Source organism: Microbispora sp. NPDC049633 (genome assembly GCF_040675265.1).
In the GTDB taxonomy this organism is placed as follows: domain Bacteria; phylum Actinomycetota; class Actinomycetes; order Streptosporangiales; family Streptosporangiaceae; genus Microbispora; species Microbispora maris.
In genome coordinates this window covers 13,663-37,808 of the sequence record NZ_JBFAOO010000032.1, presented here as the reverse complement: position 1 = coordinate 37,808, position 24,146 = coordinate 13,663, and the positions used below count along the sequence as shown (strand labels likewise).

Sequence of the window (24,146 nt, the reverse complement as noted above, 5' to 3'; positions counted from 1 at the left end):
GCCGCAGGCCGGGAACCGTCGTCCTCGCGCCCGGTGTCAGACCCCCGGGCGTACGGCGGTGAGGAAGCTGCTCCTCCAGTAGCCCTTGAGGCTGTCGATGCGGACCACCGCGCCGCTGTGGGGGGCGTTGATCACCTTCTTGTGCCCGATGTACATGCCCACGTGGCCGCCGCCGCTGGTGAAGACGAGGTCGCCGGGCTTGAGGTGGGCCAGGCGGACCTTCTTCTTGGCGGCGTTGAGCATCGACCACGTCGTGCGCGGGAGCTTGATCCCGGCCTTGCGCCAGGCGAACTGGACCAGCCCGGAGCAGTCGAACGCCCGCGGGCCTGTGGCGCCCCACACGTAGGGGTCGCCGAGCTGCTTCTTCGCCACCTTGATGGCGCGCTCGGCCTTCTCCTGCTGGAGAGCGGACTTGCTGAGCTTCTTGGCCGCGGCGGCGTCCGGGGTGGCCCCGGCGGTGGTCGCCGCCGTGGTCGCCGCCGCAGTCGGGATCGGGGTCGGGGTCGTGGGCGCCGCGGCGGTGTCCGGGGTGGCTCCCGTCGCGGGGGGCTGGGGCGGGATGAGCGTCGAGGCGGGCTGTGGTGCCGTGACCGTCCCCGGAGCGGCGGCCGCGGGCAGTGCGCCGAAGGCCGCTACAGAGGCGGTGAGCGCGACGCCACCGATCGTGACGCGGGCGATGCGGGACAGGGTGGCGGGGTTGGTAGACAGGGGGTCTCTCCTAGAGTCTTCCGCTTGCGCCTACCGGGTTAGCTGACGGATTCGGGCAGGGAAGTCGCCCTACGGCGCTCGGCGCGCCGATTCACCCCGGACCTTCGTGCGAAGGTCGACTGGTTCCCCGGCTCCGTGCTTCCTTGCCGCACGGATTCGGCGTCACCGGCGCCCTGGGGGGCGGAGAGGACACGACGACGGTGACAGTGGATTTTCGTTTTCAAGCACGGCGGTGCCGGTTCCGCTACGGCGGCGTCATGGGGTACGCCGCCGTCGCAGGGCAAGGAAACTACCAAGCTCTCCCATATCCGGGCAAAGGGCACATAAAGGGTAAGAAGCCCATAAAAGGGATCATGGCCACATAATCGCAGGTCAGAGCCGCGTGCTTGGAGAAACGTGGCGCTCGTCACACCCGGACGAGAGCCGGAGGGAAGCTTCCGGCATCGTGAAGATCAGCGCGTACGCCAGAACGTGCCGTTGGCCGAGGGGTCGTCGGGGTCGCCCTGCGGCACGGTGAAACCCGCGCCCCACAGCGCCGCCGTGCCCGGCCTGCGCGCGATCGAGGACAGGACGGCGTCGGTGCCCGCCTTCCGGGGGAGGGGGACGCTCCTCCACGCCGAGCCCGTCACGTGCCACAGGGTGGGGTTCCAGTTGCCCTGCACGACCCACATGCCGCCCTTGCCGTCGGGCTCCACCTCCGTGTACGGCTGCGCGTTGGCGGCGCCGACCGAGGCGGACCAGGACGTGCCGTTCCAGCGCATCACCAGGGTGCGGTTGTAGGTGACGTCGTCACCCTCGTCGTCCGCGCCCTCCCAGGTGACGCCGCCGACGGCCCACACGTTCCCCGGGCTCACGACGGCGATGTCGGCGAGGAACGCGACGGCGTCGGGGGCGGGCAGCTTGACCGCGGGTGTGGGCACCAGCGCCCAGGACCCTCCGTTCCACCGCATGATCGCGGGACGGTCGCCCTTGCTGCCCGCCGCCCAGACGTCGCGGGCCCTGTACGCGTCGACGGCGGCGGCGTGAGCCGGCAGCCGGACGCTCTTCCACGAGGATCCGTTCCAGTGCCTGGCCGAGGCCGAGGACCCGGCCACCGCCCAGACGTCCTTCGCGCCCGTCGCGTCGGCGTCCGTCGCCGAGAACGCGCCGCCCAGCGAGAAGGTGGTCCACGCGCGGCCGTTCCACCGGGCGGCCTTCCCCTGGCCGAAGACCCAAGCGTTGCTGTTCGAGGTGGCCGCCACGGCCTTCAGCTCGTACGGCGGGGCGCCGGGGACCACCTGCCACGCCCGGCCGTCGTACCTCTGGACCAGGCCCCGCTGCTTCCCGTTCGCGACCCGGTGACCGGCCGCCCACACGGAGCCGTCGGCCAGGACCGTCACGTCGTCGAGGACGTCGTCACCGGGCAGGGTGTTCACCCTGGCCAGCCGCCACGCGGCGGTCTCCCCGGCCCGGCCGCCCTCGTGGGTCACGCCGGAGGCCGCCACGGCGGGCGCGCACGCCAGCCCGAGCGCCGTCATCCCCGAGACGAACACGGTACGCACAACGCCTCCCCTTCCGTCATGAGGATGACGTTCGGAGGAGAGGGTCGGTTCACTTCGTCACCGGGACGATTTGCTCGCCTTCTCCGTCCACGGTTCGTACGTGCTGTCTCCCGGGAGCACCCAGACCCGCGTGTCGGGCCTGGTGATCGTGCGTAGCGGCGTCGCCTTGCCGGTCGTCTTCGAGACCCGGTAGACCGCCACGCCGGTCTTGGTCTTCGAGCGCACGACCACGCGCCCCGCCGTGTCGAAGTCGAGGTCGTCGATCTGCTGCCCACGGGGCAGCCGCACGGTCACGGTGCCGCTCTCGTGGCCGGTGCGCAGGTTGAGCAGGCGTAGCTTGCGGGACTCCGGCCACGAGCCGACGGGCACCGCCGCCGTCACGTAGTCGTTCGCCAGGGCCACCACCCACTTTCGCGTCTTCGGCCGCAACCGGGCACGCAGCGCCCGGTCGAACACCGTCACGCGGCCCCCTACCACCCCCTGCAGCAGCAGCCGTTCACTGTCCGGGCTGAACCCCGCGAGGTTCCAGTCGTCCCTGCCCGCGGGCAGCGGCAACGTCCTGCCTTTTCGCAGGTCCACCAGGGCCCCCAGCCCCGGCGCCGAGGTCCCGGTGACCACGAAGCCGCCGTCGTCCGACACCGACGGCCACTCCTCGCCGATCGCGGTCGCCGTCACCCCGCGTATCGGCTTCTCCTCGCCGTGCAGGGTCCGCCGGACGAATACCCCGTCCGACTTGCGGAAGTAGAAGTAATGCCGGCCGTCCCCGCTGACCAGGAACGCGGCCCGGGTCCCGGCGTTGACCGCGTCCTTGGGCGCCACCGCGAGCGCTTCCGGCACCGGCACCACGTCTCCGTCGGTCAGCACCAGTTCCCAGGTCTGCGTCCGCTGGGCGTACGCGATCGTTACCGGGGTGGCGGCCGCCGCGGGCCGCGCGGCCAGCGGTACGGCGGTCAGGAGCAGTGCCCCGAGGGTCATGCGCAATCTCATGCTGGGTGAGATGCCGCAGATCCGGGAATTGTTGTGGGTCTATCGCGAGGCCGGCGTCCGGTAGTCCCTGATCGTGATCGCGGTCGCGGCCCTGCGGATCGGCTCGGTGATCCGCTCGATCATGCGGTTCCTCCCCGGCAGGTGCGGCATCAGCCGCAACATCAGCATCTGGAACTTGATCTGCGTCGCCGACTTCAGCACCATGCCCTTGAGGTTGTTCGCGGCGAGCTTCTGGTTCTCCTCGGCGAAGTGCCGCATCTCACGCTCGTAGGCGGCGAACGCGGCGGCGTGGTCTCCCGCCGCCTCGGCCAGGCAGCCCGCCAGAACGTAGGCGCCGACCAGGGCCAGGCTGGTGCCCTGGCCGGACGCGGGCGAGGCCGCGTAGGCCGCGTCGCCCACGAGTGCCACCCGGCCCGACGACCACCGGTCCATGCGCACCTGGCTGATCGAGTCCAGGTAGAAGTCCGGCGCGTCCTCCATCGCGTCGAGCAGGCGCGGGACCTCCCAGCCCTGACCGGAGAAGGCGTCGGCGAGCAGCTTCTTCTGCCGGGCGACGTCTCGCCGGTCGTAGGCGAGCGGCGGCGAGGAGAAGAGGAACATCGCCTTGGCGTCGTCGGCGTCCCCGGTGCTGTACATCCCCGCGCTCCTGCCCGGGGCGGGGTGCATCATCTCGGTGCGGTCCAGGTGGAGATGGTTCGGCACCGTGAAGATCGAGATGTGGTGCCCGAGGTCGTGGACGAACCGGGACTCCTCGCCGAAGGCCAGCGCGCGCACGTTCGAGTGCAGGCCGTCGGCGCCCACCACCAGGTCGAACGTACGCGGAGGGCCGCTCGCGAAGGTGACGCGCACGCCTTTGGGAGTCTCGTTCAGGCTGGTGATGGAGTCGTCGAAGACGTACTCGACGCCGCTCCCGGCCGCCGCGTACAGGAGCCCGGCGAGGTCGCCGCGCATGATCTCGACGTCGTCACCCTCGCGGCCGCCGAACAACCGGGCGTCCATCGTGCCCAGCTGCCTGCCGCGCGCGTCGACGAAGCGCGCGATCCGCATGTCCGTGCCGCGCCGTCGCACCTCGTCCAGCAGCCCCATGCGGCCGACGACGTCGAGCGCCGCTCCGCGGATGTCGATTTTGTAGCCGCCGTCCCGCAGCGCGGGCGAGCGCTCCACGACGGTCACCGCGAACCCGTGCTCGCGCAACCAGAAGGCCAGGGTCAGCCCGGCGACGCTCCCGCCGGAGATCAGGATGTTCCTCATGCCAGGAACTGTACAAATGTCTCACTCATCTGTCTAGCACAAATGTACAAGACATTTGTCTCGACGGCGGGCTAAGCTCTGGCCATGGGAAACCGGGAAGATCTGCTCGCGGGAGCCAAGCGCTGCCTCATGGAGAAGGGATATTCCGGCACCACCGCGCGGGACATCGCGGCGGCCGCCGGCACCAGCCTCGCCGCAATCGGCTATCACTTCAGATCGACGAGGGCCCTGCTCAACGCGGCGCTCATCGAGGCGATGGAGGAGTGGGGAAAGGAGATCGAGCGGACTCTCGCCGCCGACGCGTCACTGTCCGGCACTCCCGCGCAGCGGTTCCTGACGACCTGGACGCGGATCACCGAGTCCTTCGTCAGGCTGAGACCGCTCTGGGCCATTCAGTTCGAGCTCATCGCCCAGATGGACCGCCTTCCGGAACTGCGCGAGGCGTTCGCGACCGCCAACCGGCAGGCGAGGCTGGGACTGGCGGCGATCTTCGAGCAGCTGGATCCGGGCGCGGACGAGCGGAAGGCGATGGCCGTCGGCTCCTTCTACCAGGCGCTGCTCGGCGGGATGGCGGCCCAGTGGCTCGTCGATCCGGATCAGGCCCCGTCAGCGGACGATCTTCTCGAAGCGCTGCGCACGATCGGTGCGGGACTCCGGACGGAGTGACACGTGAACGTCGATTGAGGGCGCGGGCGGTTCCGGCAGGCGGCTCTCCACGAAATCCGGTCACGATGTCCGGCGGTTTCTGCCGCGTCGGCGGCCGTCCCGGCCGCGCTAGGATCCGTCGACGCCGCTGATCGAGTGGGCGTGTCGGAGAAGGAGTACGGGGTGCGCCGACTCACCGGAGCCCGTACGGCCGGGCTGGTCGCCGGGGGACTGGCCGCCCTTTCCGTGGTCATGGTGGTGGCGGCCGCCGCGAGCCGCTACGCGATACCCGCCGGGTTCCGGGTGCGGCCGGCGGTGCTGACGGGCGACGACATGGTGGGCATCGCCTATCCGGTCATCGGCGCGTTGCTGGTCGTGCGGCGGCCCAGGCTCCGTGTCGGGTGGCTGATGGTCCTGGGCGGTCTGGCGATCGCCGTGCTGGGGCCCTCACAGGCGGCGTACGAGTGGCTCGCCTACCACGGCGACCTGCGGGCCCAGTACTACCCCGTGATGGTCAACAACGTCGTCGGCGCCCTCGGGATGCTCGCGGTGGACCAACTGCTGCCGTTGCTGTATCCGGACGGGCGGCTCCCGTCGCGGCGCTGGCGTCCCGTCGCCGTCGCGGTGAGCACCGTCACGCTGATCCAGTCCGTGGCGTTCGTCTGCCGCGTCGTCCCCGCGGACTCACCGCGGGGGCCGAACCCCCTGGCGGTGTCCTGGATCGCTCCACTGGACGAATGGCTGCGCGACCTGCCCTTCAACTTCTTCTATGCGATCGAAGCGGTGTGCCTGCTGTCGCTCGTCGTCAGGTTCCTCACCGTCGACACCGTGCGGCGGCGGCAGATCGGCTGGCTGCTGTACGCCACCGCCGCCAACCTGATCGTCGAGGTGTGGTGGCACCAGTCGCCGCTGTCGCTCGTCACCAGCGCCGCCGTGCCCGTCGCGATCGCCGTCGCGGTCACGCACTACCGGCTGTACGGCATCGACACCCTGGTCAGCAGGACCGTGGTCGCCACCGGCGTGCTGGCGTCGGTCACCGCGGTCTACTTCGGTGTCGGGGTGTTGTGGGGGGTCTTCGTCTCCGAATACGGGCAGATCCAGGGACTGGTGGCGGCGCTGTTCGCCGGGGCGTTCTTCCAGCCGCTGCGTCGCCGGCTGCGGCGGCTGCTCGACCGCGTCTTCTACGGCCCCGTCGGGGATCCCGAGGCGCTCAGGCAGCGGCTCACCCGCGAGGTGCACGCCGCCGATCCGGTCACCGCGCTCGCCTCCGTCGCCGCCGCGGTACGCCAGGGCCTGGCGGTCCGGGGCGTGGCCGTCGAGGTGTACGACGGACGGCCGCGCTACGTCGAGAGCGGCGGTGTCGACGCCGCGCGCGTGGTGCCGCTGGTGTGGCACGGCGAGGACGTCGGCCGGCTGCTGATCGGCGCACCCGGCCCGCGCCGCTTCCCCGCCGCCCACAACGACCGGTTGATCAACGCGGTGACGCCGTACGTCGCCGACATCGCCCACGCCGTACGGCTCTCCGCGGATCTGCAGCGTTCACGCGAGCGGATCCTGAGCGCCCGGGAGGAGGAGCGCCGCAGGCTCCGCCGTGACCTGCACGACGGTCTCGGCCAGGCGCTCGCCGCCATGGCGATGACGATCACCATGGCCCGCCGGACGCTGCGGACGTCGCCGCAGGAGGCCGAGCGGATCCTGCTGGACCTGCGTACGGCCATGGACGGAGTGGCCGGCGAGATCCGCGAACTCGTCTACGGCCTGCGTCCGCCCGTGCTCGACCAGCTGAGCCTGGAGGGAGCCGTCCGCGCGCTCGCCGCCGAGGCGATGGGAGGCGGCGGCGCGGGCTCGGACTCCCCGCCCGGCCCGCGAACGGCCCGGGCGAGCGGGAGCGACGGCGCGGTGACCGATCGGGTCGCCGCGGTCGCCGTGGCGGACGGGGACGGGAGGGGCCGGGCCGGTGGGCATGCCCCGCGGATCACGGTGTCGGTGAGCGGAGATCTGACGGATCTTCCCGCCGCCGCGGAGGTGGCGGTCTACCGGATCGTCCAGGAGGCGCTGACCAACGTGCTCCGGCACGCGAACGCCGCGACCGTGTCGGTGACGCTGCACAACGGCGCGGGGACGCTGACCCTGCGGGTGCGTGACGACGGCGTCGGGCTGCCGGAGTCGCGGCGCGGCGGGGTGGGCCTGGCCTCGATGCGGGAGCGCGCCGCCGAGGTGGGCGGCTTCTGCCTGATCTCCTCCCCGGCCGGCGGCGGCACCCTCGTCGAGGTCTCCCTCCCCGTGCGAACCGCCCCGGCCGCCCGCTGACCCTCGTAGTCGCATATCGTCACGCTCGGTGGGGAGTATTTGGTATGGCTGTAACTATGATCTTCATGCACCGCACGCTCCGAGTCGCCGCGCTTTCCGTTCTCGTCCTCCCCATCACCGCTGTCGCGCTCGCCCCGCAGGCCGCGGCCGACGCCGGGGCGCCGACCCGTCGCATGCTGGCCCAGCTGAAGGTCGCCAAGCCGCTGTCGATCCGCGGGTACAGCCATCGGCGGTTCCAGCCGCGCTGGGCCCACCACAAGGGGCAGTGCGACGCGCGGGAGGCGGTTCTCGCCCGCGACGGGCGGGGCGTGCGCAGGAACGCGGCGTGCCAGGCCGTGAAGGGCGTCTGGCACAGCCCGTACGACGGCAAGGTGCTCAAGAGCGTGAAACAGACCGACGTCGACCATGTCGTGCCTCTGGCGTACGCCTGGCGCTCCGGCGCCAAGCGATGGAGCCAGGCGAAGCGGCGCGCGTTCGCCAACGACCTCACCCGTCCCGAGCTGGTCGTGGTGAGCCACTCCGTCAACATGGCCAAGGGAGGCCAGGGACCGCAGAGCTGGCGTCCGCCGCGCCGCCGCTACTGGTGCCGCTACGCGACCTCGTGGATCACGGTGAAGCATCACTACCGGCTCTTCGTCACGCGCCAGGAGAAGGTGGCCCTGCTCAACATGCTCCGCACCTGCGGGCGATGAGGGAACCCGTGCTGGCGGCGGGCAGGCTCAGCCGGCGCCTTCGATGCCTGCCCGCTGGATGACCTTGCGGAGGGCCGGCGCCGCCGGGCCGATGCGTTCGGTCAGCTGGCCGATGCGCTGCTGGTGCGCCCGTCGTTTGACCGGCGGAAGGACCGTGCCGAGTTCTCCCACGGCGGCCAGCCCGGCGAGGGCCGCCTCGCGGTCACCGACCCGGGACGCCGGCCCGGTGAGGGCGCCGGCGACCCGCGCCGTGAGGCGTTTCACCACACGTGTGTCGCGTACGCGGACGCAGCTCCTGTTGAAGATCAGGAAAGGCTGGCGCAGCTCGACCCTGACCCAGCGGCCCACCTCCAGCTCGTCGCGGACCGCCCGGACCGTGGCCCGGCTGTCCTTGCCGATCCAGTGTGACCACGGCCGGGGGCCCGACTGGGCGAGCTGGCGGAGCAGGCCGTCGAGGACCGGGTCGGCGAGCCGCGCCTCCGACACCACGCGCACCTTGCCGTCGTCGTCGGCGATCCGGCCGGCGAGCAGCAGATCGGTGAGCGCGGCCGCGCGCAGCAGGTAGGGGAAACGGCTGTTCGTCACCACCCGCTCCTTGCGGGGGTCGTAGGCCAGCAGGTAGAGCTGGGCCGTCAGGGAACCGGGGACGTCCATGGGACTGCCCTCCTCTCAGTCGTCGGGCGGGTCGGCGGCGGGGGCTTCCTGATCCGGCATCTGCTTCTTGGGGGGCCGGCCGCGCCGGGGGATGCGGGCGGCGCCGCCCGGGAGCCGCCCCGCCTCCGACAGGGCCCGGCGCAGCAGGAACTCGATCTGGGCGTTGGTGCTGCGCAGTTCGTCGCCGGCCCAGCGGGACAGCGCGTCGTGCACCGCGGGGTCCAGCCGCAGCAGGATGCTCTTTCTTTCGGTCGCCACGGTCTAGTGGTACAGGGAGCCGGTGTTCACCACGGGCTGCACGTCGCGGTCGCCGCACAGGACGACGAGCAGGTTGCTGACCATGGTGGCCTTGCGCTCCTCGTCGAGCTCGATCACGTCGTGCTCGTCGAGGCGGGCCAGGGCGGCCTCGACCATGCCGACCGCGCCGTCCACGATCCGCTGACGGGCCGCGACGACCGCTCCGGCCTGCTGACGGCGCAGCATCGCCTGCGCGATCTCGGGAGCGTACGCCAGCCGGGTGATGCGCGACTCGATGACCTTGACCCCGGCCGAGGCCACCCGCGCCTGGATCTCGGCCGACAGGCGGCCGGTGATCTCGTCCGCGTTCTGGCGCAGGGACAGCGTGTCGTCGTGCCCGTCGTACGGGTAGCTGCCGGCGATGTGCCGGACCGCGGTCTCGGTCTGGAAGGCGACGAACTCCACGAAGTCGTCGACCTCGAAGACGGCCTTCGCCGTGTCCTCGACCTGCCACACGACCACGGCGGCCATCTCGATCGGGTTGCCGTCGGCGTCGTTGACCTTGGCGATGTCGGTCTCGTGGTTGCGGATCCGGGTCGACACGCGGCGCTTCTGGGTGAAGGGAGCCACGAGCCGGAGACCGGGCGTGCGGACCGTGCCCACGTAACGGCCGAGCAGCTGGATCACGCGTGCCTCACCGGGGGCGACCGCGGTGAGCCCGGTGAGGACGACGAGGGCCGCCAGGAGGAGCAGCACCCCGGCGGCGATCAGCGCCGCTCCGGCGCCGCCGCTGCCGTCGACCGCGACGACGGCTCCGATCGGGACCAGCGCGAACGGGCTCAGCAGGCCCACCAGGGCCAGGATCAGCATGGGCCATCCCGCGGCTGCTCGCGCCGCCCGCTCGTGGGTCTGGGGGGCCGGCATGTCGACGGCGATCTGCAGGTCTGTCATGTCTTCTCCTCGGGTCTAGCACGACAGTAGCAAAGTGATATCACTTTTCGCCAGACCCGGGGAGGCGTCAACCGCGCTGGATCGGTGGCGTCCCCGTGAGCAGGAAGCGCCGGCGTCATTCGGCAGGCAGGCGCGTTGCCGGCCTCGGGACCGGGCGTCTGTCCGCGGCCTGTGCCAGAGTGACCGGCATGTTGGCAATCACCGTACTGACGGAGGACGGCCACCGGCACGTCCGGCCGGACGCCGGGGAACTCGCCGGACTGGTCGGGCGTCTGGGCGGCCGGCACGACAGGTTCCTGGTCGTCCAGCGGATACCCGACCTGCCCGAGGTCTTCGTTCAGGTGTGGCACGAGGACGAGGGCGACTATGTGCTGGAACACCGCGACGGGGCGCCCGACCGGCACTTCCAGGCGATACTCGACGGCCCAGGGCCGGTGATCGCGGCCATGACCCGCTGGGCGGGCCGGGAGGACGGCTGGCACTCCGGACTGGACTGGACGGCGTTGGACCTCGGTCTCCCCGAGCCTCCGCCTCCGCTCGAGCTCGACCGGGACGAACGCGAACGACTCGATGCGCGCCTCCGCGAGGTGATCATCGGCGGTTATGCGACGAGGGCGCAGCTCGCCGAGATCGCGGAGGACTATCTCGTGTCGGGCGACCGCCGGCCGGTCTCCCCCGGACAAGCACGCCTGCTCGCGGACAGGTTGTGGCTGGATCGTGTCGAGGAGCAGGCCTCCTGGGAGGGGGAGACGGACCCGGAACGACTCAGCCGGGCCTTCGCCGTCCTGGAGGCCTCGGGCATCACGGCGAGGGAGCACTTCACCTGCTGTCGCTCCTGCGGTCAGGCGGAGATCGGGTCGGCGGGGTCCCCGGATGCGCGCGGCTACGTCTACTTCCACAGCCAGTGCACGGACTCCGCCGCGGCCGGGCACGGACTCGCACTCCTGTACGGCGGGTTCGACGGTTCGTCCGGCACGACGGCGTCCATCGGCCGGGAGATCGTGGCCGCGCTCGGGAAAGCCGGCCTTTCGGTGGAGTGGAACGGCGATCCCTCGCAGAGCATCACCGTCGTCCCCATCGACTGGCGCAAACGTCTCATCGGCTGAGGGATCACGCACGAGTCGCCGGCCCGCGTGTGACTCAGGCCGCATCCGCCACGGTGACGACGACCTTGCCGGCGGGGTGGCCTCCCATGAGGTGGCGGATCGCGTCGGGCGCGGCGGCGAGGGGATAGGCGCGGTCGATCGCCGGGACGACGGCGCCGGACTCGATGAGCCGGGTCAGTTCCTCCAGGTGCTCGGCGCGCTCGCGGGAGAGCACCGGGCGCAGTCGCTGCCCCCTGAACACCGACCCCGTGATCAGTGACAGCAGCGGCGCCCGGAATGTGCGTCCCATGCCACCGGTGAAGCGGTACGCGGTGTGCCCGCCGCCGACGATCACCAGCGTGCCGCGCGGGGTCAGGGCACGTCGCAGCAGGGACAGCGGCCGGTTGCCCCCGGTGTCGACGACGACGTCGTAGCGTGCGCCGTCGCGGTCGATCTCCTCGCGGGTGTAGTCGATGACGTCGTCGGCCCCGAGCGACCGCACGAACTCCGCCTTCGCCGCCGAGCACACGCCGGTGACGCTCGCGCCGAGCGCCTTGGCGATCTGCACGGCGAACGACCCCACGCCTCCCGACGCGCCGATCACCAGCACCCGCTGCCCCGGGCGCACACCGGCGACGTCGCGTACGGCCTGCAGCGCCGTCATGCCGGAGACCGGCACCGCGGCGGCCTGTTCGAACGTGAGGTTGGCCGGCTTCGGCGCGAGGCGGTCCTGCGGCGCCTTCGCGTACTCCGCGAGCGAGCCGCCCGGGCAGGTGCCGTACACCTCCTGGCCGGGCCGGAAGCGGGTGACGCCGGCGCCGACGGCCGTCACGACCCCGGCGACGTCGCGGCCCCGGACGGGAACCTTGGGGCGGCGCAGCCCGAATCCCCCACGCGCCAGGTACGGCGTGCCGGTCATCAGGACCCACACGCCGGGGTCCACGGCGGCCGCGCGGACCTCGACGAGCACCTCCTCGTCGCCGATCGAGGGACGGTCGATGTCGCGCAGTTCGAGCACGTCGGCCGGGCCGTACGTGTCCTGGACAATGGCTTTCATTTCGTCTCCTCGGGGAGGTCGGGATACTGGAACACGTCGTCGAGCGGGGCGCCGAACACCCGGGCGATCCGGAAGGCCATCTCCAGGGACGGCGAGTATCGGCCCTGTTCGATGGCGATGACGGTCTGTCTGGTCACGCCGATGCGTTCGGCGAGTTCGGCCTGGGTCATCTCGTCGTGGGCGAATCGCAGCGCGCGGATGCGGTTCGTCACGCGTGTGGGCTTCACCACTCCGGAACGCTCCTGCGATAGAGAATGATCTTGGTGATTCCGCCGATGACCGCCGACAGGATGAAGCAGAGGTAGACCACGTTCGCGATCCAGAAGCGGTCCCACCCGGCCATGGCCATGAGCATCGCCGCGAGCGCCCCGATGGCCACGAACGCCTGACCGGTGTGGTCGCCGAACCGCCCGATCTCCTTGTCGCGGGCGTCGACGACGCGCGAGCCCCGCGGGTTGACGATCGCCATCCCGATCTCGGCCAGGATCGACGCGACGATCCCCCCGCCGATCGTCCACAGCAGGGCGGCGGCGTACGGCGCCTCGGGTAACGGAGCTCCGTCCGCCGCCCTGAGGACGGCGACGACGTACGCGGGATAGGCGATCACCGCGACGACCAGCCCGATCCAGGCGCGTTTCTCCTCAAGGGTCATCATCGACTCCCTTCGGGTGTACAAAATCTTTGACACCCTGAAGGTAACGCGTCTTTGACCTGATGTACAGAACTTTTTACATCGACCGCCGACGGGCGGGGAGACAGGCGTACGCGGGCGCGGGTCAGGCCCCGGCGGGCACCTGCCCGGCGCCGACGACCTTCAGGAACCGCAGGGACTCGTAGGCCGGGGACCCGGGCTCGGCGGTGAAGATGACCACCTGCTGCTCCTGGTCGGGCACGGTGAGCACGTCGAAGTCCAGCTCGATCGGCCCGACGCGCGGGTGCCGCACGGTCTGGTGCAGGTGGCGCTCGATGTGGAACCGCTGGGAGTTCCACAGCCGGGCGAAGTCCTCGCTGCCCGCCAGCAGTTCCTCGACCAGGCTCTTCAGCTCGCGGCTGTCCGGATAGCGGGTCACGGCGACGCGTAGGTAGCTGACCGCCGTGACGGCGAACCGTTCGGGGCTGCCCATGCCGAAGTGCCGCCGCTCGGGGTCGGGATGCAGGAAGTAGTGCCGGATGACGTTGCGCTCCTGGCCGGCCAGGGTGGAGAAGTCCTCGAACAGGGCCGCCGCCAGCGGGTTCCAGGCCAGCACGCGGCACATGTCGTCCACGACGATCGCGGCGGCGTCGGTCAGCCGGTTGACCAGGTTCAGCGTGCTCGGGCGCACCTCGCTCGCGGGCTCCCCGGACCGGCGCTCCTCCCGTTCCCCGGCCAGGTGGAACAGGTGGGCGCGTTCCTGGTCCGACAGGCGCAGGGCGCGGGCGATGCCGTCGAGCACCCGCCGCGACGGGTGACGGCCCCGCGCCTGTTCCAGCCGCGTGTAGTGGTCCACCGAGACGTACGCGAGCTGGGCGACCTCCTCGCGCCGCAGGCCGGGGGTGCGGCGGCGACGTCCCGGGGGCAGGCCGACGTCGGCGGGGTCGATGCCCTCCCGCTTGCTCCGGAGGAAGCGCGCCAGCCCCTGCTTGTCCATGCTTGTGACCGTACGCCCGGCATCGGGTGCGCGGACCCCTCAGCCACGGACTCTTGGTCCCTGGCTGTGCGGGACGGCCCGGGGCGACGGTGGGGTCGGCACCGACCGGCGGCGGACACGGACGCGTCACGGTCACCCGACCTCACGGAAGGCACACGATCATGCGGATCTTCATCACCGGTGCGAGCGGCTACGTCGGCGCGGTCGTGGCCGAGCACCTCGTCGGGGCCGGTCACGAGGTGGCCGCCCTGGCCCGCTCGGACGAGGCGCGTGAGCGGGTCGAAGGGCTGGGCGCCAAGGCGGTGCCCGGCAGTCTGCGGGACCTCGACGTCCTGCGCGGCGCCGCCGCGGCGGCCGAGGCCGTGGTCCACACCGCCGTGGACTATGCCGATCCGGACATGGGCGACATCGAGCGTGACACCCTCGGGGCGCTGCTGGGCGGCCTGAACGACGGCGGCGCCTTCGTCTACACCAGCACGGGACTGGTCTATCCGGACCGGCAGGGCGCGACCGTGGACGAGGACCACCCCGTCACCCCGGAGACGTCGCCCCAGCCGTACAAGGTCCTCGGCGAGCGGCAGGTCCTGACGGCCGGCCACGTGGCGGGCACGGTGATCCGGGCGGCGCTGGTCTACGGGCGCGGCGGATCGGGCCTGCTCCGGGGGCTCATCGGCGCCGGCAGGCGGAACGGCATGGTGCCCTACATCGGCGACGGCGCCAACGAGTGGTCGTCGGTGCACGTCGACGACCTCGCGGAGCTGTACGTCGCCGCGCTGGAGCGCCGTGAGCCCGGGGCCGCCGGTAACGAGGTCGCCGGCAACGGGGTCGTCGTCAACGCCGCATCGGCCGAGCGGACCCCCATCCGGCGGATCGCGGAGGCGGTCGCCGGCCTGACCGGCGCCCGGGCCGTGTCGCTGACGCTGGAGCAGGCGGTCGCCGCGATGGGGCCGGCCGTCGCCGCGCTCACCCGTTCGTCGCCGATGGACGCCTCGCGGGCCCGGCGGCTGTTCGGGTGGGCCCCGCAGCGGCCCGGACTCATCGAGGAGCTGACGACCGGCTCCTACGCGCGGTCCTGATCAGCGCCCCCGCCGCGGACGCAGCGCGCGCCGTACACGCGGGCCGTGCCTGCGCCACCAGGCCCGCGCCCAGATCACCTGGAACGCGGCCGCGGACAGCAGCACCGCCGCGGCGTCCAGCCCGGCGAGCGGGTCCGCGGGGGCGGCCAGCGCGGCCACGGCCCGGCCGAGCAGCGTCAGCGTCGCCGGCGCCGTCACCGCGAACGCCACACCCAGGCAGGCCGCGGTGCCCACGACCAGCAGCACCGCGTACGTGCGCAGGGCGCGCCGCTCCCGGCGCGGCAGCCCGGCGAGAGGGTCGGGGGAGGGGCGGCGCAGCAGCCGCAGCGCCAGATGCCGGACGTAGGCGGAGGCGTCGCCGTACATGTTGCGGCACCCGCTCAGGTCCTGCAGCAGGAAGTAGACGTCGGTGCGCATGAACACGAGGAACTGCGTGGCCAGCATGCCGAGCGAGGTCAGCGCGACCAGCGACAGCACGGGCTGGCGACCCACGACCGCGGTCAGGAGGAGCGCGGCCGAGCAGGCCGCCGCGTCGGTCGCCATCCCGGCGAGGTAGACCGTCAGGCGGACGCGCCGCCCGGCCAGCCAGACGCCGGACACCTCGGTCTGGACGGCCAGGAACTGCAGCCGGGTGCCGAGCCGGATCCTGCCCGGCACCCCGGCGGCCCTGGCGGTGGACAGGTGGGCCATCTCGTGCAGGAAGATGAGCGCCCAGGCGACCGCGACCTGCGACGCGAGCACGAGCGTGCCGCGCTGGCTCCACAGCAGGTCGCGCCAGCCCGGCAGCGTCTCCCGCCGTACGACCGCCGTCGCGATCCCGGCGGCGATCAGGCCGGCGACCAGCAGGTGGAGCAGCGGGTGGAGCGTCCACCGCACGTGCCGGGGACGCAACCAGGGAAAGGTCGGCGGCCTGGCGGGGGCGGCCGGGGCGCCGGGCTCCTCCAGGAATCCGAGCGCGCCCAGGGCGCGGACGAAGTCGCCGACGTCGAGATCCGCGCCCGTCTCGGCGCGCAGCCGCCGTTCCGTCTCCTCGATGGTGGCGCCCGCCGACAGCAGCTCGATGGCCCGCATCCCCTCGTACGGCACGGCGGCGAACTCGTCCCCGTCCGGGCGGCCGACGATCCACTGCGAGCCGTCCTGCCGGAACGCCAGCTCGCGCAGCCGGACCACAGGGGCCTCTCCCAACGCGGGCCTCCAGACGCGGGGTCAGGGGCGGATCGTCCCGGTGTGGTGGGAGTAGCCGGGCAGGAGGGCGCGTGTCCTGTCGGAGATCACGGGCGGCGGCAGCGGGGCGACCTCCCGCTCGACGTACGCCCGCACGTCCTCGCCCCGGCCGTAGAGCTCCTTGATCGCGGACAGGCAGGGGCCGACGAGGCCGGGGTCGGTGATCCGCCGGGCGCCCACATGGGCGCCGATCTCGTCGTACTGCACCTCGTAGAGCAGCGTGGGGCCGAGCACGACGATCTCGGGCAGCGGCGCGTGGTGCTCCAGCTCCCGCACGGCGTCCGCGTGCAGCACCCGGGGACGCTCGCCCGCCGTCGCCCGTACGGCGAGGACGTGCAGCTCCCACTGGAGATAGGGGGTGAGCGGCGTCTCCACGACGCGGACGCGGCGGGCCTCGGGCCGGGTCCGGTAGTAGCCGACGAGGAACTCCCGTAGTTCCTCCAGCATCGCGAGCGACCCTTCCCAGTCGCCGGCCATCATCGCCCGCCAGCTCGCCACGTCGGGTTCGAAGAACTCCTGGGCGCGCTCGAGCTTCCACACCCCGTCGGGGGCCCGCTCGAACTCCTCGGTGAACTCGGCCTGGTAGGCGTCCGCGGGCAGGACCCGCGCCTCGGCCCGCCGTACGTCGTCGAAGATGGTCCCGGCGTGTGCCACCCTTCCCTCCCTGGGCGCTCCCTGGTGCTGGCTCTCGTCGGCCGAGGCGTGCGGGCGGCCCCGCGGCACCCCCGCACGCCTCGGGCGGTGCTCCGTCAGTTGCCGACGCTGTTGCTGCTGGTCGTGGTCTCGATCTTGTCGAGCAGCCGGATGGTGATCTTCGTCTTCGCCGGCGAGGCGGTCTCGTCGACGGGTTCGGTCTCGTGCTCGTTCGTGTTCATCCGGTTCCTCTCTCTGGAGGGGAGGGGACATGGATGTTCTCGCGAGAACTCGTTCATGATTCGCCTTTTGACTGAGGGCAGTCAAGGATTTCTTTATTCATTCAGCCGGCGTCGATTTCGGTCATCGGCCGGAATGAATTGTGCTCCGGCGCCGGAGAAGCCCGTGAGCCGCACACCGGGCAGCCGGGGCGCGGCGGATGCCGGACCCACACGTGGTGGTCGGCGGCGATCAGGTTGACGCCCTGGATGGTGCCGGCCGGCGGCACGGGCACCCCGGTCAGCAGCCCGAGCAGGGCGTGGGCGACGAGCTGGCCGGACACGCCCGCCGAGGTGGCGATCACACCCGGCCCGCCGAGGTCCACCGGCGTGCCGGGGCGGCGCCGCGCCTCCTCGCCGCTGCTCAGGCACTCGTAGCAGGCGCCCGCTCCGGGCGCGAAACACCCCACGGTGACGAGTGGCCCGTTGTATCCGCCGCCGGCCCAGGGGATGTTCGCGGCGGCGCAGGCGCGGTTGGCCCAGACCCGGATGCCGTGCCCGGTGGGCCGGTCGGCGCACAGGGCGAGCGCGTCGTAGCCCGCGATCAGGTCGTCCAGTTGCCGCCTGCTGCCGATGTGGCGGCGCTCGCCCGTGACCCGGATGTCGGTGTTGACGGTCCGCAGCCGCGCCACGGCGGCCTCCGCCTTCGGGCGCCCCACGTCGTCTTCGCAGAAGAGGACCTGGCGGTTGAGGTTGGACAGCTCGACCACGTCGGGGTCCACGCAGTGGATCGTGCCGACGCCGACGGCGGCGAGCGCCCACGCCGCGTGGCTGCCGGTGCCGCCCAGGCCGAGCACCACGACCCGCGCGGACTTCAGTCGCAGCTGGGTCTCCCAGCCGTGGCCGCGCGGCGCGACGTCGACCGCGCGGAAGAACGCGTGGTTCCTGCTGTAGCGGTCGAGCTCGCGCTCGCTCAGCCCGGCGGGCGGCCCGGCCGCGGCGTCCTCCACGTATCGGGTGGCGACGAGTTGCTCGACGATCGACGCGGCGTCCGGCACCTCGGGGTGGGTCAGGCGCAGCCCCTCGGCGATCTCGTCGCGGGAGCGGGTGCCGTCCATCAGCGTGAGGGCCGTCCACACCCAGCCGTACGGGTCCGCGATTTCGGCGGCGATCCCGTAAATCTCACCGCCGATGCGAATGGTGCCGTCGTCGTACCGGTGAGGCCGGTGCTCGAATTTCACACGGGGCAGTCGCACGTGACGACGTTTAGTGGGCGATAACTGGGTGAGTCAACACCGATTTTCACGTCGAGCAAAAAGGGGTCGGCCGTAAAACGTTCCCGCGTCGCGGGCACCGCGTCGTCGCGTGCTCCACCACCGGATCCCTCACCGGACCCGTCACCGGATCGGCCATGCCGGCCGGCCCCGGTGATGAGTTGTCGCGCCCGCATCCGTCACACCTACGTCGGGACACGACGGGACGGAAGGATGACGTGATGAGTGCGGACACGCGGCTGGAGGAGCTGGGCGTGAGCGGTCTGGGCGAGGTCGACGAGCCGGCGTTCTCGGGGCTGGCGGAGCGGCACCGGCGGGAGCTGCACGTGCACTGCTACCGGATGCTCGGGTCGTTCGAGGACGCCGAGGACACCGTGCAGGAGACGTTCCTGCGTGCCTGGCGGCGGCGGGAGACCTTCGAGGGTCGGTCGACGTTCCGGGCCTGGCTGTACCGGATCGCCACCAACGCCTGCCTGGACCTGCTCGCCAAGTGCCGCCCCGAGCCCGCGACCGGCGGCGAGGTGCCGTGGCTGCAGCCCTACCCGGACCGGCTGCTCGACGAGCTGCCCGCGTGCGACGCGGACGAGCCGGAGACCGTCGCCGTCGCACGGGAGACGATCGAGCTGGCGTACCTGGTCGCGGTCCAGCACCTCGCGCCGCGTCCGCGGGCGGTGCTGATCCTGCGGGACGTGCTCGGCTGGCCGGCCAAGGACGTCGCGGAGCTCCTCGGGGACTCCGTCAACTCCGTGAACAGCGCGCTGCAGCGGGCCCGCGCCGGCATGCGGGAACACCTGCCCGCCGAGCGGCAGGACTGGACCGGCGGAGAGGAGGACGCCGGGACGCGCGAGCTGGTGCGCCGCTTCACCGACGCCAGCGTGGCCACGGACATCGACGGGCTCGCCGCACTGCTGCGGGACGACGTCCGCTGCTCGATGCCGCCCACGCCGGGCCTGTGCGCCGGCCGCGACGCGGTGGTGAACGACTGGGTCGAGAGCGGCTTCGAGGGCATGGAGCACCTGCGCGCCGTCCCCACCTCCGTGAACCGGCAGCCCGCCGTCGCCTTCTACCAGTGGCGGAAACGGGAGGGCGCGTACCTGCCGCTGACGATCGACGTCCTGCGCGTCACCGGCGGGGCGATCACCGAGATCGTCATCTTCCACGCCGACCGGTTCCCGCGGCTCGGGTTGCCGGAGCGCCTGCCGGCGGACGGCACGGAGTAGGTCCCGGTGCGGACGCTCGCGCTGCGAGGTGGCGCGCGTGTCGCGGTGGTCGCGGCCGAGTGGTGCGACGCGTTCGGCGTCGTCACCCGCGGGCGGGTGCAGCTGGAGCTGCGCGACGGCGCGCCCGGGCCGGTCCTCGGACGCGACGCCGGGTTCTGGCTCCGCGGCACCGGTGTCCGCGCCCTGCGCAACCCCGGCCGCCGCACGGCGAGAGTGCGCATCGTCACCCCCGGGGCCAGGACCGCCACATGCCGGTCGGCACACCCCTGCGCCGGCCACCGAACGATGGAGGACGATATGACCAGCATGAACGACACCGGGCTCGTCGCGGGCCCGGCATCGGGCCGGGCCCGCCACGCCCACCGGCTCCGCGGGCTCGCCGGCACCGGCCTCGTCGCCGCGCTCGCGGCGATGACGGCCACCACCCTCGCCGCCGCGCTCGCCCGCGCCGTCGGCGTCGATTTCGAGATCCCCGATGGTGGCGAGGCGATCCCGTTGCCCGGGTTCGCCGTGGTGACCGGCTTCTTCTCGGTCGTCGGCATCGTCATCGCCGTCGCCCTTCTCCGCTGGAGCGCCCGCCCCGCCGAGCGATTCGTGTGGACGGCGGTGTCGCTGACCGCGATCTCACTGGTCCCGCCCTTTCTCTCCGGGGCGAACGCCGCCACCGTCATCGCGCTCCTCGGGCTGCACCTCGTCGCCGCGACGGTGATGATCGTCACCCTGGCGCGGAGCCTCCGCGCCCGGACCGCTTGACGAGCCCGCGACGAGCCCGCGACGGGTCCGCGACGGCTCGGCGACGGGACAAGGCGTGGCACAAGAGGCGGGAGGTCGGGAAAGGCTCATGGGATCGTCGCCGCTGGGCATACGTTGGTGACGATGAACGATCAGCCTGCTGTGATCTCACCGCCGCGCCGCCGGGTGCTGGCCGCCGTGCTCGCCGCCGTGGTCCTCCCGCTCTCGGGCTGCGGCGGCTCGGCGGGGGAGGCCGCCTCGGTCGCCCCGCGCGAGCGCCTGTCCCCGCCGGCGCCGGCGTCCTCCGCGAGCCCCGCGCCGGAGCCGTCCGTGCCGGACCTGCCCGCCCCGGACGAGGCGGTTCCGAAGGACCCCGCGCGGCTGGCCGACGCCCTCACCCGTACGGCCGGGCGGCTGCGCGACGCGATCGACGACTGGAGGCGTACGGGCGACCCCGCGAAGGGGGAGGCGCCCGAGCCCGTGGTCCTGCTGTCCCTGTACGAGCAGCGCGTGTACCGCTACCTCGCCCGCAATCCCAAGGTCGCCTCCCGCGCCTACGGGAAACTGCCCAAGGCGGTGGCGGCGCGGACGAAGGACAACGTGACGGCCATCCGCGACCTGCTCTCCCTCGCCCACCCCGTCAGCGGGCCGATCAAGATGAAGGTCAAGCCGGCGGAGCCGGCCGACGCCCTGCTCGCGGCCTTCAAGCGCGCCGAGCGCCGGTTCGGCGTCGAGTGGGAGGTGCTGGCGGCGGTGATGCTCGTCGAGACCAAGTTCGGCCGGGTGCGCTCGCCCAGCTACGTGGGCGCCAGGGGGCCGATGCAGTTCATGCCGGGCACCTGGAAGGCGTACGGCATGGGCGGCGACATCGACGACACCGGTGACGCCCTGCTCGCCGCGGCCAACTACCTCCACGCCTCCGGCGCGCCCGGCGACTACCGGCGCGCGTTGTACGCCTACAACCACTCCCAGGCGTACGTGGACGCCGTCCTGTTGCACGCCCGCCAGATGAAGCAGGACATCAGGAACTACTACGCCTACTACACCTGGCAGGTCTACGTGATCACCACGAAGGGCGAGCGCCGCCTGACCGGCCCCTGACGTCAGGTGACGCCGGGGGCGGGACGGTCCTTGGGGGATCGTCCGTAACCAATGCCGCTTTCCGTGCGACTCATCCTTGGGGGATCGATCGCGTACGGGAGGCCGGTTGTGCGGTGGCTCACGAGTGGTGCGGGGACGAAGCCGGTCGGGATCCTCGCTGTGGCGCCGCTCGTCGTGGCGGCGCTCGGCCTGCTGATCCCGGGCGCGGGCCCGGCGCTCGCGGACGGAGCGGCCTGCGGGTTCGGGCCTCCCCGCTCGGCGTGGGTGGAGACGTCCGTGACCATCGCGGAACGCGGCCACGACACCCCCGTGCTGACGAGCACGACGCGGGTCGGCGTCCCCCGTGACTGGGCGGGGTCCGCCGCTCTGCTCGGCGACGGGAGCGGCGACGTGAGCACGGTCGGCTGCCTGCTGCCGGACGGCGGCACGCCGAGCGTCACGACGTCGGACGACGGCGCCGAGGTGGTGGTCCAGAGCACGCGGGAGACCCGCCTGGAGCACTACGGCCCCCGTTGGGGCGGAGACTCCGCCGGGCTGTGGGCGAGCCGCGAGTCCGGCGGGACCTGGTTCGTCGCGCTGCTGCCCTCGACCGCGGGCGCGCCGCCGACCGTGGACCTGCCGCCCGGGCTGGCCGGGGCGCGCTGGCGGACCGTGGTCGTCAAGATGCCGGAGTCCCGGGTGCGCACGGTGACGCCTCTGCCGTCGCAGGTGCTCCCCGGCGGCACCTACGTCTGGCGGGACGGCGCCACCCCGCCGCGCGTCGAGGTCGCCGTGCCGTTGTCCGCGCGGGCGGCTTTCCAGCGCTGGGTGGACCTGCGGGGACAGAACGCGCTCACGGTCGCGACCTACCTGGCCTTCGCGCTGCCGTACCTGCTGCTGGCCTGGCTCCTCGTGCTGCTCCACAGGCGTGCGGGCGAGCGGCGTGCGGGCGAGCGGGGCCCGGGTGACCGGGGCTCGGGTGACCGGGGCTCGGGCGACCGGGGCGAGCGCGCCCTCGTCAGGATCGTCCTCGGCGCCCTGGCGGCGATCACCGCGGCGGAGGCCATCACGGTCGTCCTCGTGCTCACCGAGGCGGGCTTCGCGGCCCACATGATCGGCCTGACGGACGGGGCGGCGATCGCGATCCTGGCGGCGCCGCTCTGCGCGGCCGCGTGGCGCTGGGCGCGCACGCGGCTCAGGCGCGCCGGCCCGGCGCCCACCCGTTCTGCGCCCACCCGTTCTGCGCCTACCCGTTCGGAGCTCACCGCGTTCGGCGCGGTGGTGCTCGCGGGAGCGGTGCTCGTCGCCGTCTGCGGCTACGCGCCCCTGTCCATGCGGTACTTCCCCAGCCCGGCGGAGCCCGCGGTGGTCGCGTCGGGCGTCGCGACGGCGCTGCTGCTCACCGGGGCGGCGTGGGCGGTCGCGGTCCGGGCCGCCCGGATCCCGGGTGGACGGACGCCCCGGGCCGTCCGCGTGCTGCTGCGCTGGAGCGTCCCGGGACTGGCGCTGCTGACTCTGGCGTTCGAGGCCCACGCGGTCGTCGTACGCGAGGGAAGCCTGCCGGAGGTGACCGAATCACCCTTCCTCCTGCTGCGAAGCGTCGCGTACCTGATGTGGCCGCTGGTGGTGCTCCTGCTTCTCCTGCTGCTGCGTCTGCACGGGCGGCGTACGGAGACCGTCGGGCCGCTCACCACCTGGCTCGTCGTCTTCCTGTTCGTCGTGGGCACGATCAGGTGGCCCGGCACGTACGCGGGTATGCCCGTCCCGCTCGCCGCGCTCGCCGGCCTGGCCGTGCTGCCCCTGCTGCTGCGGCTGACGCGACGGGCCGAGGCCGCGGACCCGGGCGTGTCACGGCGACGGCTGGCGATGATCGTCGAGGAGTACCGGGATCTGGAGGCACGGGAGAAGGGCCTGCGGCGGCGCTGGGCGGCCGGCGACATGGACGACGACGCCTTCCACAGGGAGAACGGGCCGGTCGCCGACCGCATCCGCGGGCTCCGGATGGAGATCGGCCTCGATCCCGACAGGGAGGACGGGATCAGCCCGCTCGACCTGGCGCTGTCGCGCGGCCCGGGCGTGTCGTGGTGGGCCAACGCGCGGCTCGCCGCGCGGTACGCGTCCTACGTGGGCGCCCCCGCCGCCGTGTTCCTCATCTGGGCCACCTGGAGCACCGACAGCCGGGGGCGCGACGGCTGGCTCGACCGGCTGGGCGATCCGAACGGGTTCTACGGCCTGGCCGGCGACCTGATCGGCGGGTTGCTGATCTGGCCGGTGGCGGGCTTCGTGCTGGGCGCGCTGTGGCGTCGCCTGCCCGGCAGACGCGGCTATCTCAAGGGCGCCGTGCCGGTCCTCGCGTACGCCGCGGCGACGGGCGCGCACGCCGTGCTGAACAACGTCATCGGCCAGGCCCCCGTGCGCGGCTCGCTCGTGCGGGTGCTGCTGCTGTTCCTGGTGCTCACCGTCGTCGCCGTCCTCATGGACGCGCGGGCCCTCCAGACCCGCCCGGGTGGTCTCGCGTCGCGGCTCACCCCCGTGGCCGTCGTCTACCGGCTCGGTACGGCGGGCAGCGGGATCGCGCTCATCGTCGCGCAGGCGGCGGCCATCCTCGGCCTGTGGAGCCAGCTGAGGAACGGCATCGACATCACCTCACAGGTGGACACCTCCACCCAGGCGTCGCTCCCGGCCGACGCGCAGCTGCTCCAGGGACGAGCGGGCGATTAGCCGTCGATGTCGACGCAAGCCGCGAGGGACCGCAGCAACCGCAACTTCTCGGCGCTCGGGGAGCCGGCCGACGCCTGGTACACGACGAGAGAACGCCTCGACGGGAGCGCCGCATCCGTCGCCGGACTCCGGGTGACCGCCGACGGGCGACGGCGAGTTCCGCGACGACGTCCTCTACCACGCGGGCATGGTCATGTACCGGCATCCGGCGGAGTGAGGGCG

24 protein-coding genes, 1 pseudogene and 1 riboswitch are annotated in these 24,146 nt (G+C 72.5%); of the genes and pseudogenes, 10 read left to right on the top strand and 15 right to left on the bottom strand.

All coding sequences use genetic code 11. From position 1 onward, the window contains the following. Nucleotides 1-36 precede the first annotated feature (36 nt). The 4 genes from AB0J39_RS11460 to AB0J39_RS11445 all read right to left on the bottom strand — a co-directional run bounded on the left by AB0J39_RS11460 (nt 37) and on the right by AB0J39_RS11445 (nt 4,487). Nucleotides 37-372, bottom strand: a complete 336-nt coding sequence (locus AB0J39_RS11460; protein ID WP_363463352.1) for a C40 family peptidase — start codon at nt 370-372, stop codon at nt 37-39. A gap of 348 nt (nt 373-720) precedes the next feature. Next, nucleotides 721-880, bottom strand: a riboswitch (cyclic di-AMP (ydaO/yuaA leader). 280 nt (nt 881-1,160) lie between these two features. Continuing rightward, nucleotides 1,161-2,249: a hypothetical protein gene (locus AB0J39_RS11455; RefSeq protein WP_363463350.1), complete on the bottom strand. Its 1,089-nt coding sequence runs from the start codon at nt 2,247-2,249 to the stop codon at nt 1,161-1,163. 57 nt (nt 2,250-2,306) lie between these two features. Continuing rightward, on the bottom strand, nt 2,307-3,224 hold the full coding sequence (locus tag AB0J39_RS11450) for a WD40 repeat domain-containing protein (protein ID WP_363463349.1): 918 nt from the start codon (nt 3,222-3,224) through the stop codon (nt 2,307-2,309). Nucleotides 3,225-3,275: 51 nt separating this feature from the next. Further along, on the bottom strand, nt 3,276-4,487 hold the full coding sequence (locus AB0J39_RS11445) for an FAD-dependent monooxygenase (protein ID WP_363463348.1): 1,212 nt from the start codon (nt 4,485-4,487) through the stop codon (nt 3,276-3,278). 84 nt (nt 4,488-4,571) lie between these two features. Here AB0J39_RS11445 and AB0J39_RS11440 point away from each other — a divergent pair, with 84 nt between their 5' ends. The 3 genes from AB0J39_RS11440 (at nt 4,572) to AB0J39_RS11430 (ending at nt 8,134) form a co-directional block, all read left to right on the top strand. Continuing rightward, entirely contained in the window at nt 4,572-5,153 is a 582-nt protein-coding gene (locus AB0J39_RS11440; RefSeq protein WP_363463347.1) for a TetR/AcrR family transcriptional regulator, read from the top strand. A 162-nt stretch (nt 5,154-5,315) separates the two neighbouring features. Further along, nucleotides 5,316-7,442: a sensor histidine kinase gene (locus AB0J39_RS11435; RefSeq protein ID WP_363463346.1), complete on the top strand. Its 2,127-nt coding sequence runs from the start codon at nt 5,316-5,318 to the stop codon at nt 7,440-7,442. A 44-nt stretch (nt 7,443-7,486) separates the two neighbouring features. Beyond that, entirely contained in the window at nt 7,487-8,134 is a 648-nt protein-coding gene (locus AB0J39_RS11430; protein WP_363463344.1) for an HNH endonuclease family protein, read from the top strand. 27 nt (nt 8,135-8,161) lie between these two features. Here AB0J39_RS11430 and AB0J39_RS11425 read toward each other — a convergent pair whose 3' ends face one another. From AB0J39_RS11425 to AB0J39_RS11415, 3 genes are read right to left on the bottom strand one after another with little or no spacing between them, the layout of a single operon-like run. Beyond that, nucleotides 8,162-8,788, bottom strand: a complete 627-nt coding sequence (locus tag AB0J39_RS11425; RefSeq protein ID WP_363463343.1) for a GPP34 family phosphoprotein — start codon at nt 8,786-8,788, stop codon at nt 8,162-8,164. A 15-nt stretch (nt 8,789-8,803) separates the two neighbouring features. Further along, nucleotides 8,804-9,046 (bottom strand): hypothetical protein, encoded by a 243-nt coding sequence (locus AB0J39_RS11420; RefSeq protein ID WP_363463342.1) that lies wholly within the window; start codon nt 9,044-9,046, stop codon nt 8,804-8,806. Nucleotides 9,047-9,049: 3 nt separating this feature from the next. After that, on the bottom strand, nt 9,050-9,976 hold the full coding sequence (locus tag AB0J39_RS11415; RefSeq protein ID WP_363463340.1) for an SPFH domain-containing protein: 927 nt from the start codon (nt 9,974-9,976) through the stop codon (nt 9,050-9,052). Nucleotides 9,977-10,164: 188 nt separating this feature from the next. Here AB0J39_RS11415 and AB0J39_RS11410 point away from each other — a divergent pair, with 188 nt between their 5' ends. Beyond that, a complete protein-coding gene (locus AB0J39_RS11410; RefSeq protein ID WP_363463339.1) occupies nt 10,165-11,082 on the top strand; it encodes a hypothetical protein in 918 nt (305 codons plus the stop codon). A gap of 34 nt (nt 11,083-11,116) precedes the next feature. On the opposite strand, the gene AB0J39_RS11405 is transcribed toward AB0J39_RS11410, so the two are convergent. The 4 genes from AB0J39_RS11405 to AB0J39_RS11390 all read right to left on the bottom strand — a co-directional run bounded on the left by AB0J39_RS11405 (nt 11,117) and on the right by AB0J39_RS11390 (nt 13,746). Beyond that, nucleotides 11,117-12,118: an NAD(P)-dependent alcohol dehydrogenase gene (locus tag AB0J39_RS11405; RefSeq protein WP_363463338.1), complete on the bottom strand. Its 1,002-nt coding sequence runs from the start codon at nt 12,116-12,118 to the stop codon at nt 11,117-11,119. Then, nucleotides 12,115-12,330, bottom strand: a complete 216-nt coding sequence (locus AB0J39_RS11400) for a helix-turn-helix transcriptional regulator (protein WP_308424374.1) — start codon at nt 12,328-12,330, stop codon at nt 12,115-12,117. Before AB0J39_RS11400 ends, AB0J39_RS11405 begins: the two co-directional genes overlap by 4 nt. Before the next feature lie 11 nt (nt 12,331-12,341). Continuing rightward, nucleotides 12,342-12,770, bottom strand: coding sequence for a hypothetical protein (locus AB0J39_RS11395; RefSeq protein WP_363463337.1), 429 nt, complete (start codon nt 12,768-12,770; stop codon nt 12,342-12,344). Nucleotides 12,771-12,894: 124 nt separating this feature from the next. Further along, nucleotides 12,895-13,746: a helix-turn-helix transcriptional regulator gene (locus tag AB0J39_RS11390; RefSeq protein WP_363463335.1), complete on the bottom strand. Its 852-nt coding sequence runs from the start codon at nt 13,744-13,746 to the stop codon at nt 12,895-12,897. 161 nt (nt 13,747-13,907) lie between these two features. Between AB0J39_RS11390 and AB0J39_RS11385 the strand changes: the two genes are divergently transcribed. Then, nucleotides 13,908-14,822 (top strand): NAD-dependent epimerase/dehydratase family protein, encoded by a 915-nt coding sequence (locus AB0J39_RS11385; RefSeq protein ID WP_363463333.1) that lies wholly within the window; start codon nt 13,908-13,910, stop codon nt 14,820-14,822. Here the strand turns inward: AB0J39_RS11385 and AB0J39_RS11380 are convergent, their stop codons facing one another. The 4 genes from AB0J39_RS11380 to AB0J39_RS11365 all read right to left on the bottom strand — a co-directional run bounded on the left by AB0J39_RS11380 (nt 14,823) and on the right by AB0J39_RS11365 (nt 18,153). Next, on the bottom strand, nt 14,823-16,007 hold the full coding sequence (locus AB0J39_RS11380; RefSeq protein WP_363463331.1) for a hypothetical protein: 1,185 nt from the start codon (nt 16,005-16,007) through the stop codon (nt 14,823-14,825). It abuts the gene before it with no gap. A gap of 21 nt (nt 16,008-16,028) precedes the next feature. Next, on the bottom strand, nt 16,029-16,700 hold the full coding sequence (locus AB0J39_RS11375; protein WP_363463330.1) for a DUF6879 family protein: 672 nt from the start codon (nt 16,698-16,700) through the stop codon (nt 16,029-16,031). A 95-nt stretch (nt 16,701-16,795) separates the two neighbouring features. After that, nucleotides 16,796-16,921: a hypothetical protein gene (locus AB0J39_RS11370; RefSeq protein ID WP_346224982.1), complete on the bottom strand. Its 126-nt coding sequence runs from the start codon at nt 16,919-16,921 to the stop codon at nt 16,796-16,798. Between the two features lie 101 nt (nt 16,922-17,022). Then, nucleotides 17,023-18,153, bottom strand: coding sequence for a HesA/MoeB/ThiF family protein (locus tag AB0J39_RS11365; protein ID WP_363463328.1), 1,131 nt, complete (start codon nt 18,151-18,153; stop codon nt 17,023-17,025). A gap of 239 nt (nt 18,154-18,392) precedes the next feature. Here AB0J39_RS11365 and AB0J39_RS11360 point away from each other — a divergent pair, with 239 nt between their 5' ends. From AB0J39_RS11360 to AB0J39_RS11340, 5 genes and pseudogenes are all read left to right on the top strand, one after another. Next, entirely contained in the window at nt 18,393-19,391 is a 999-nt protein-coding gene (locus AB0J39_RS11360) for an RNA polymerase subunit sigma-70 (protein ID WP_363463327.1), read from the top strand. Between the two features lie 6 nt (nt 19,392-19,397). After that, nucleotides 19,398-20,144, top strand: a complete 747-nt coding sequence (locus tag AB0J39_RS11355; RefSeq protein WP_363463325.1) for a DUF6069 family protein — start codon at nt 19,398-19,400, stop codon at nt 20,142-20,144. A 123-nt stretch (nt 20,145-20,267) separates the two neighbouring features. After that, nucleotides 20,268-21,224, top strand: coding sequence for a lytic murein transglycosylase (locus AB0J39_RS11350; RefSeq protein WP_363463323.1), 957 nt, complete (start codon nt 20,268-20,270; stop codon nt 21,222-21,224). 159 nt (nt 21,225-21,383) lie between these two features. Beyond that, nucleotides 21,384-23,924 (top strand): DUF6185 family protein, encoded by a 2,541-nt coding sequence (locus AB0J39_RS11345; RefSeq protein ID WP_363463321.1) that lies wholly within the window; start codon nt 21,384-21,386, stop codon nt 23,922-23,924. 145 nt (nt 23,925-24,069) lie between these two features. Then, nucleotides 24,070-24,141, top strand: a pseudogene (locus AB0J39_RS11340) (Atu4866 domain-containing protein); the annotation flags it as partial. Between the last annotated feature and the right edge of the window lie 5 nt (nt 24,142-24,146).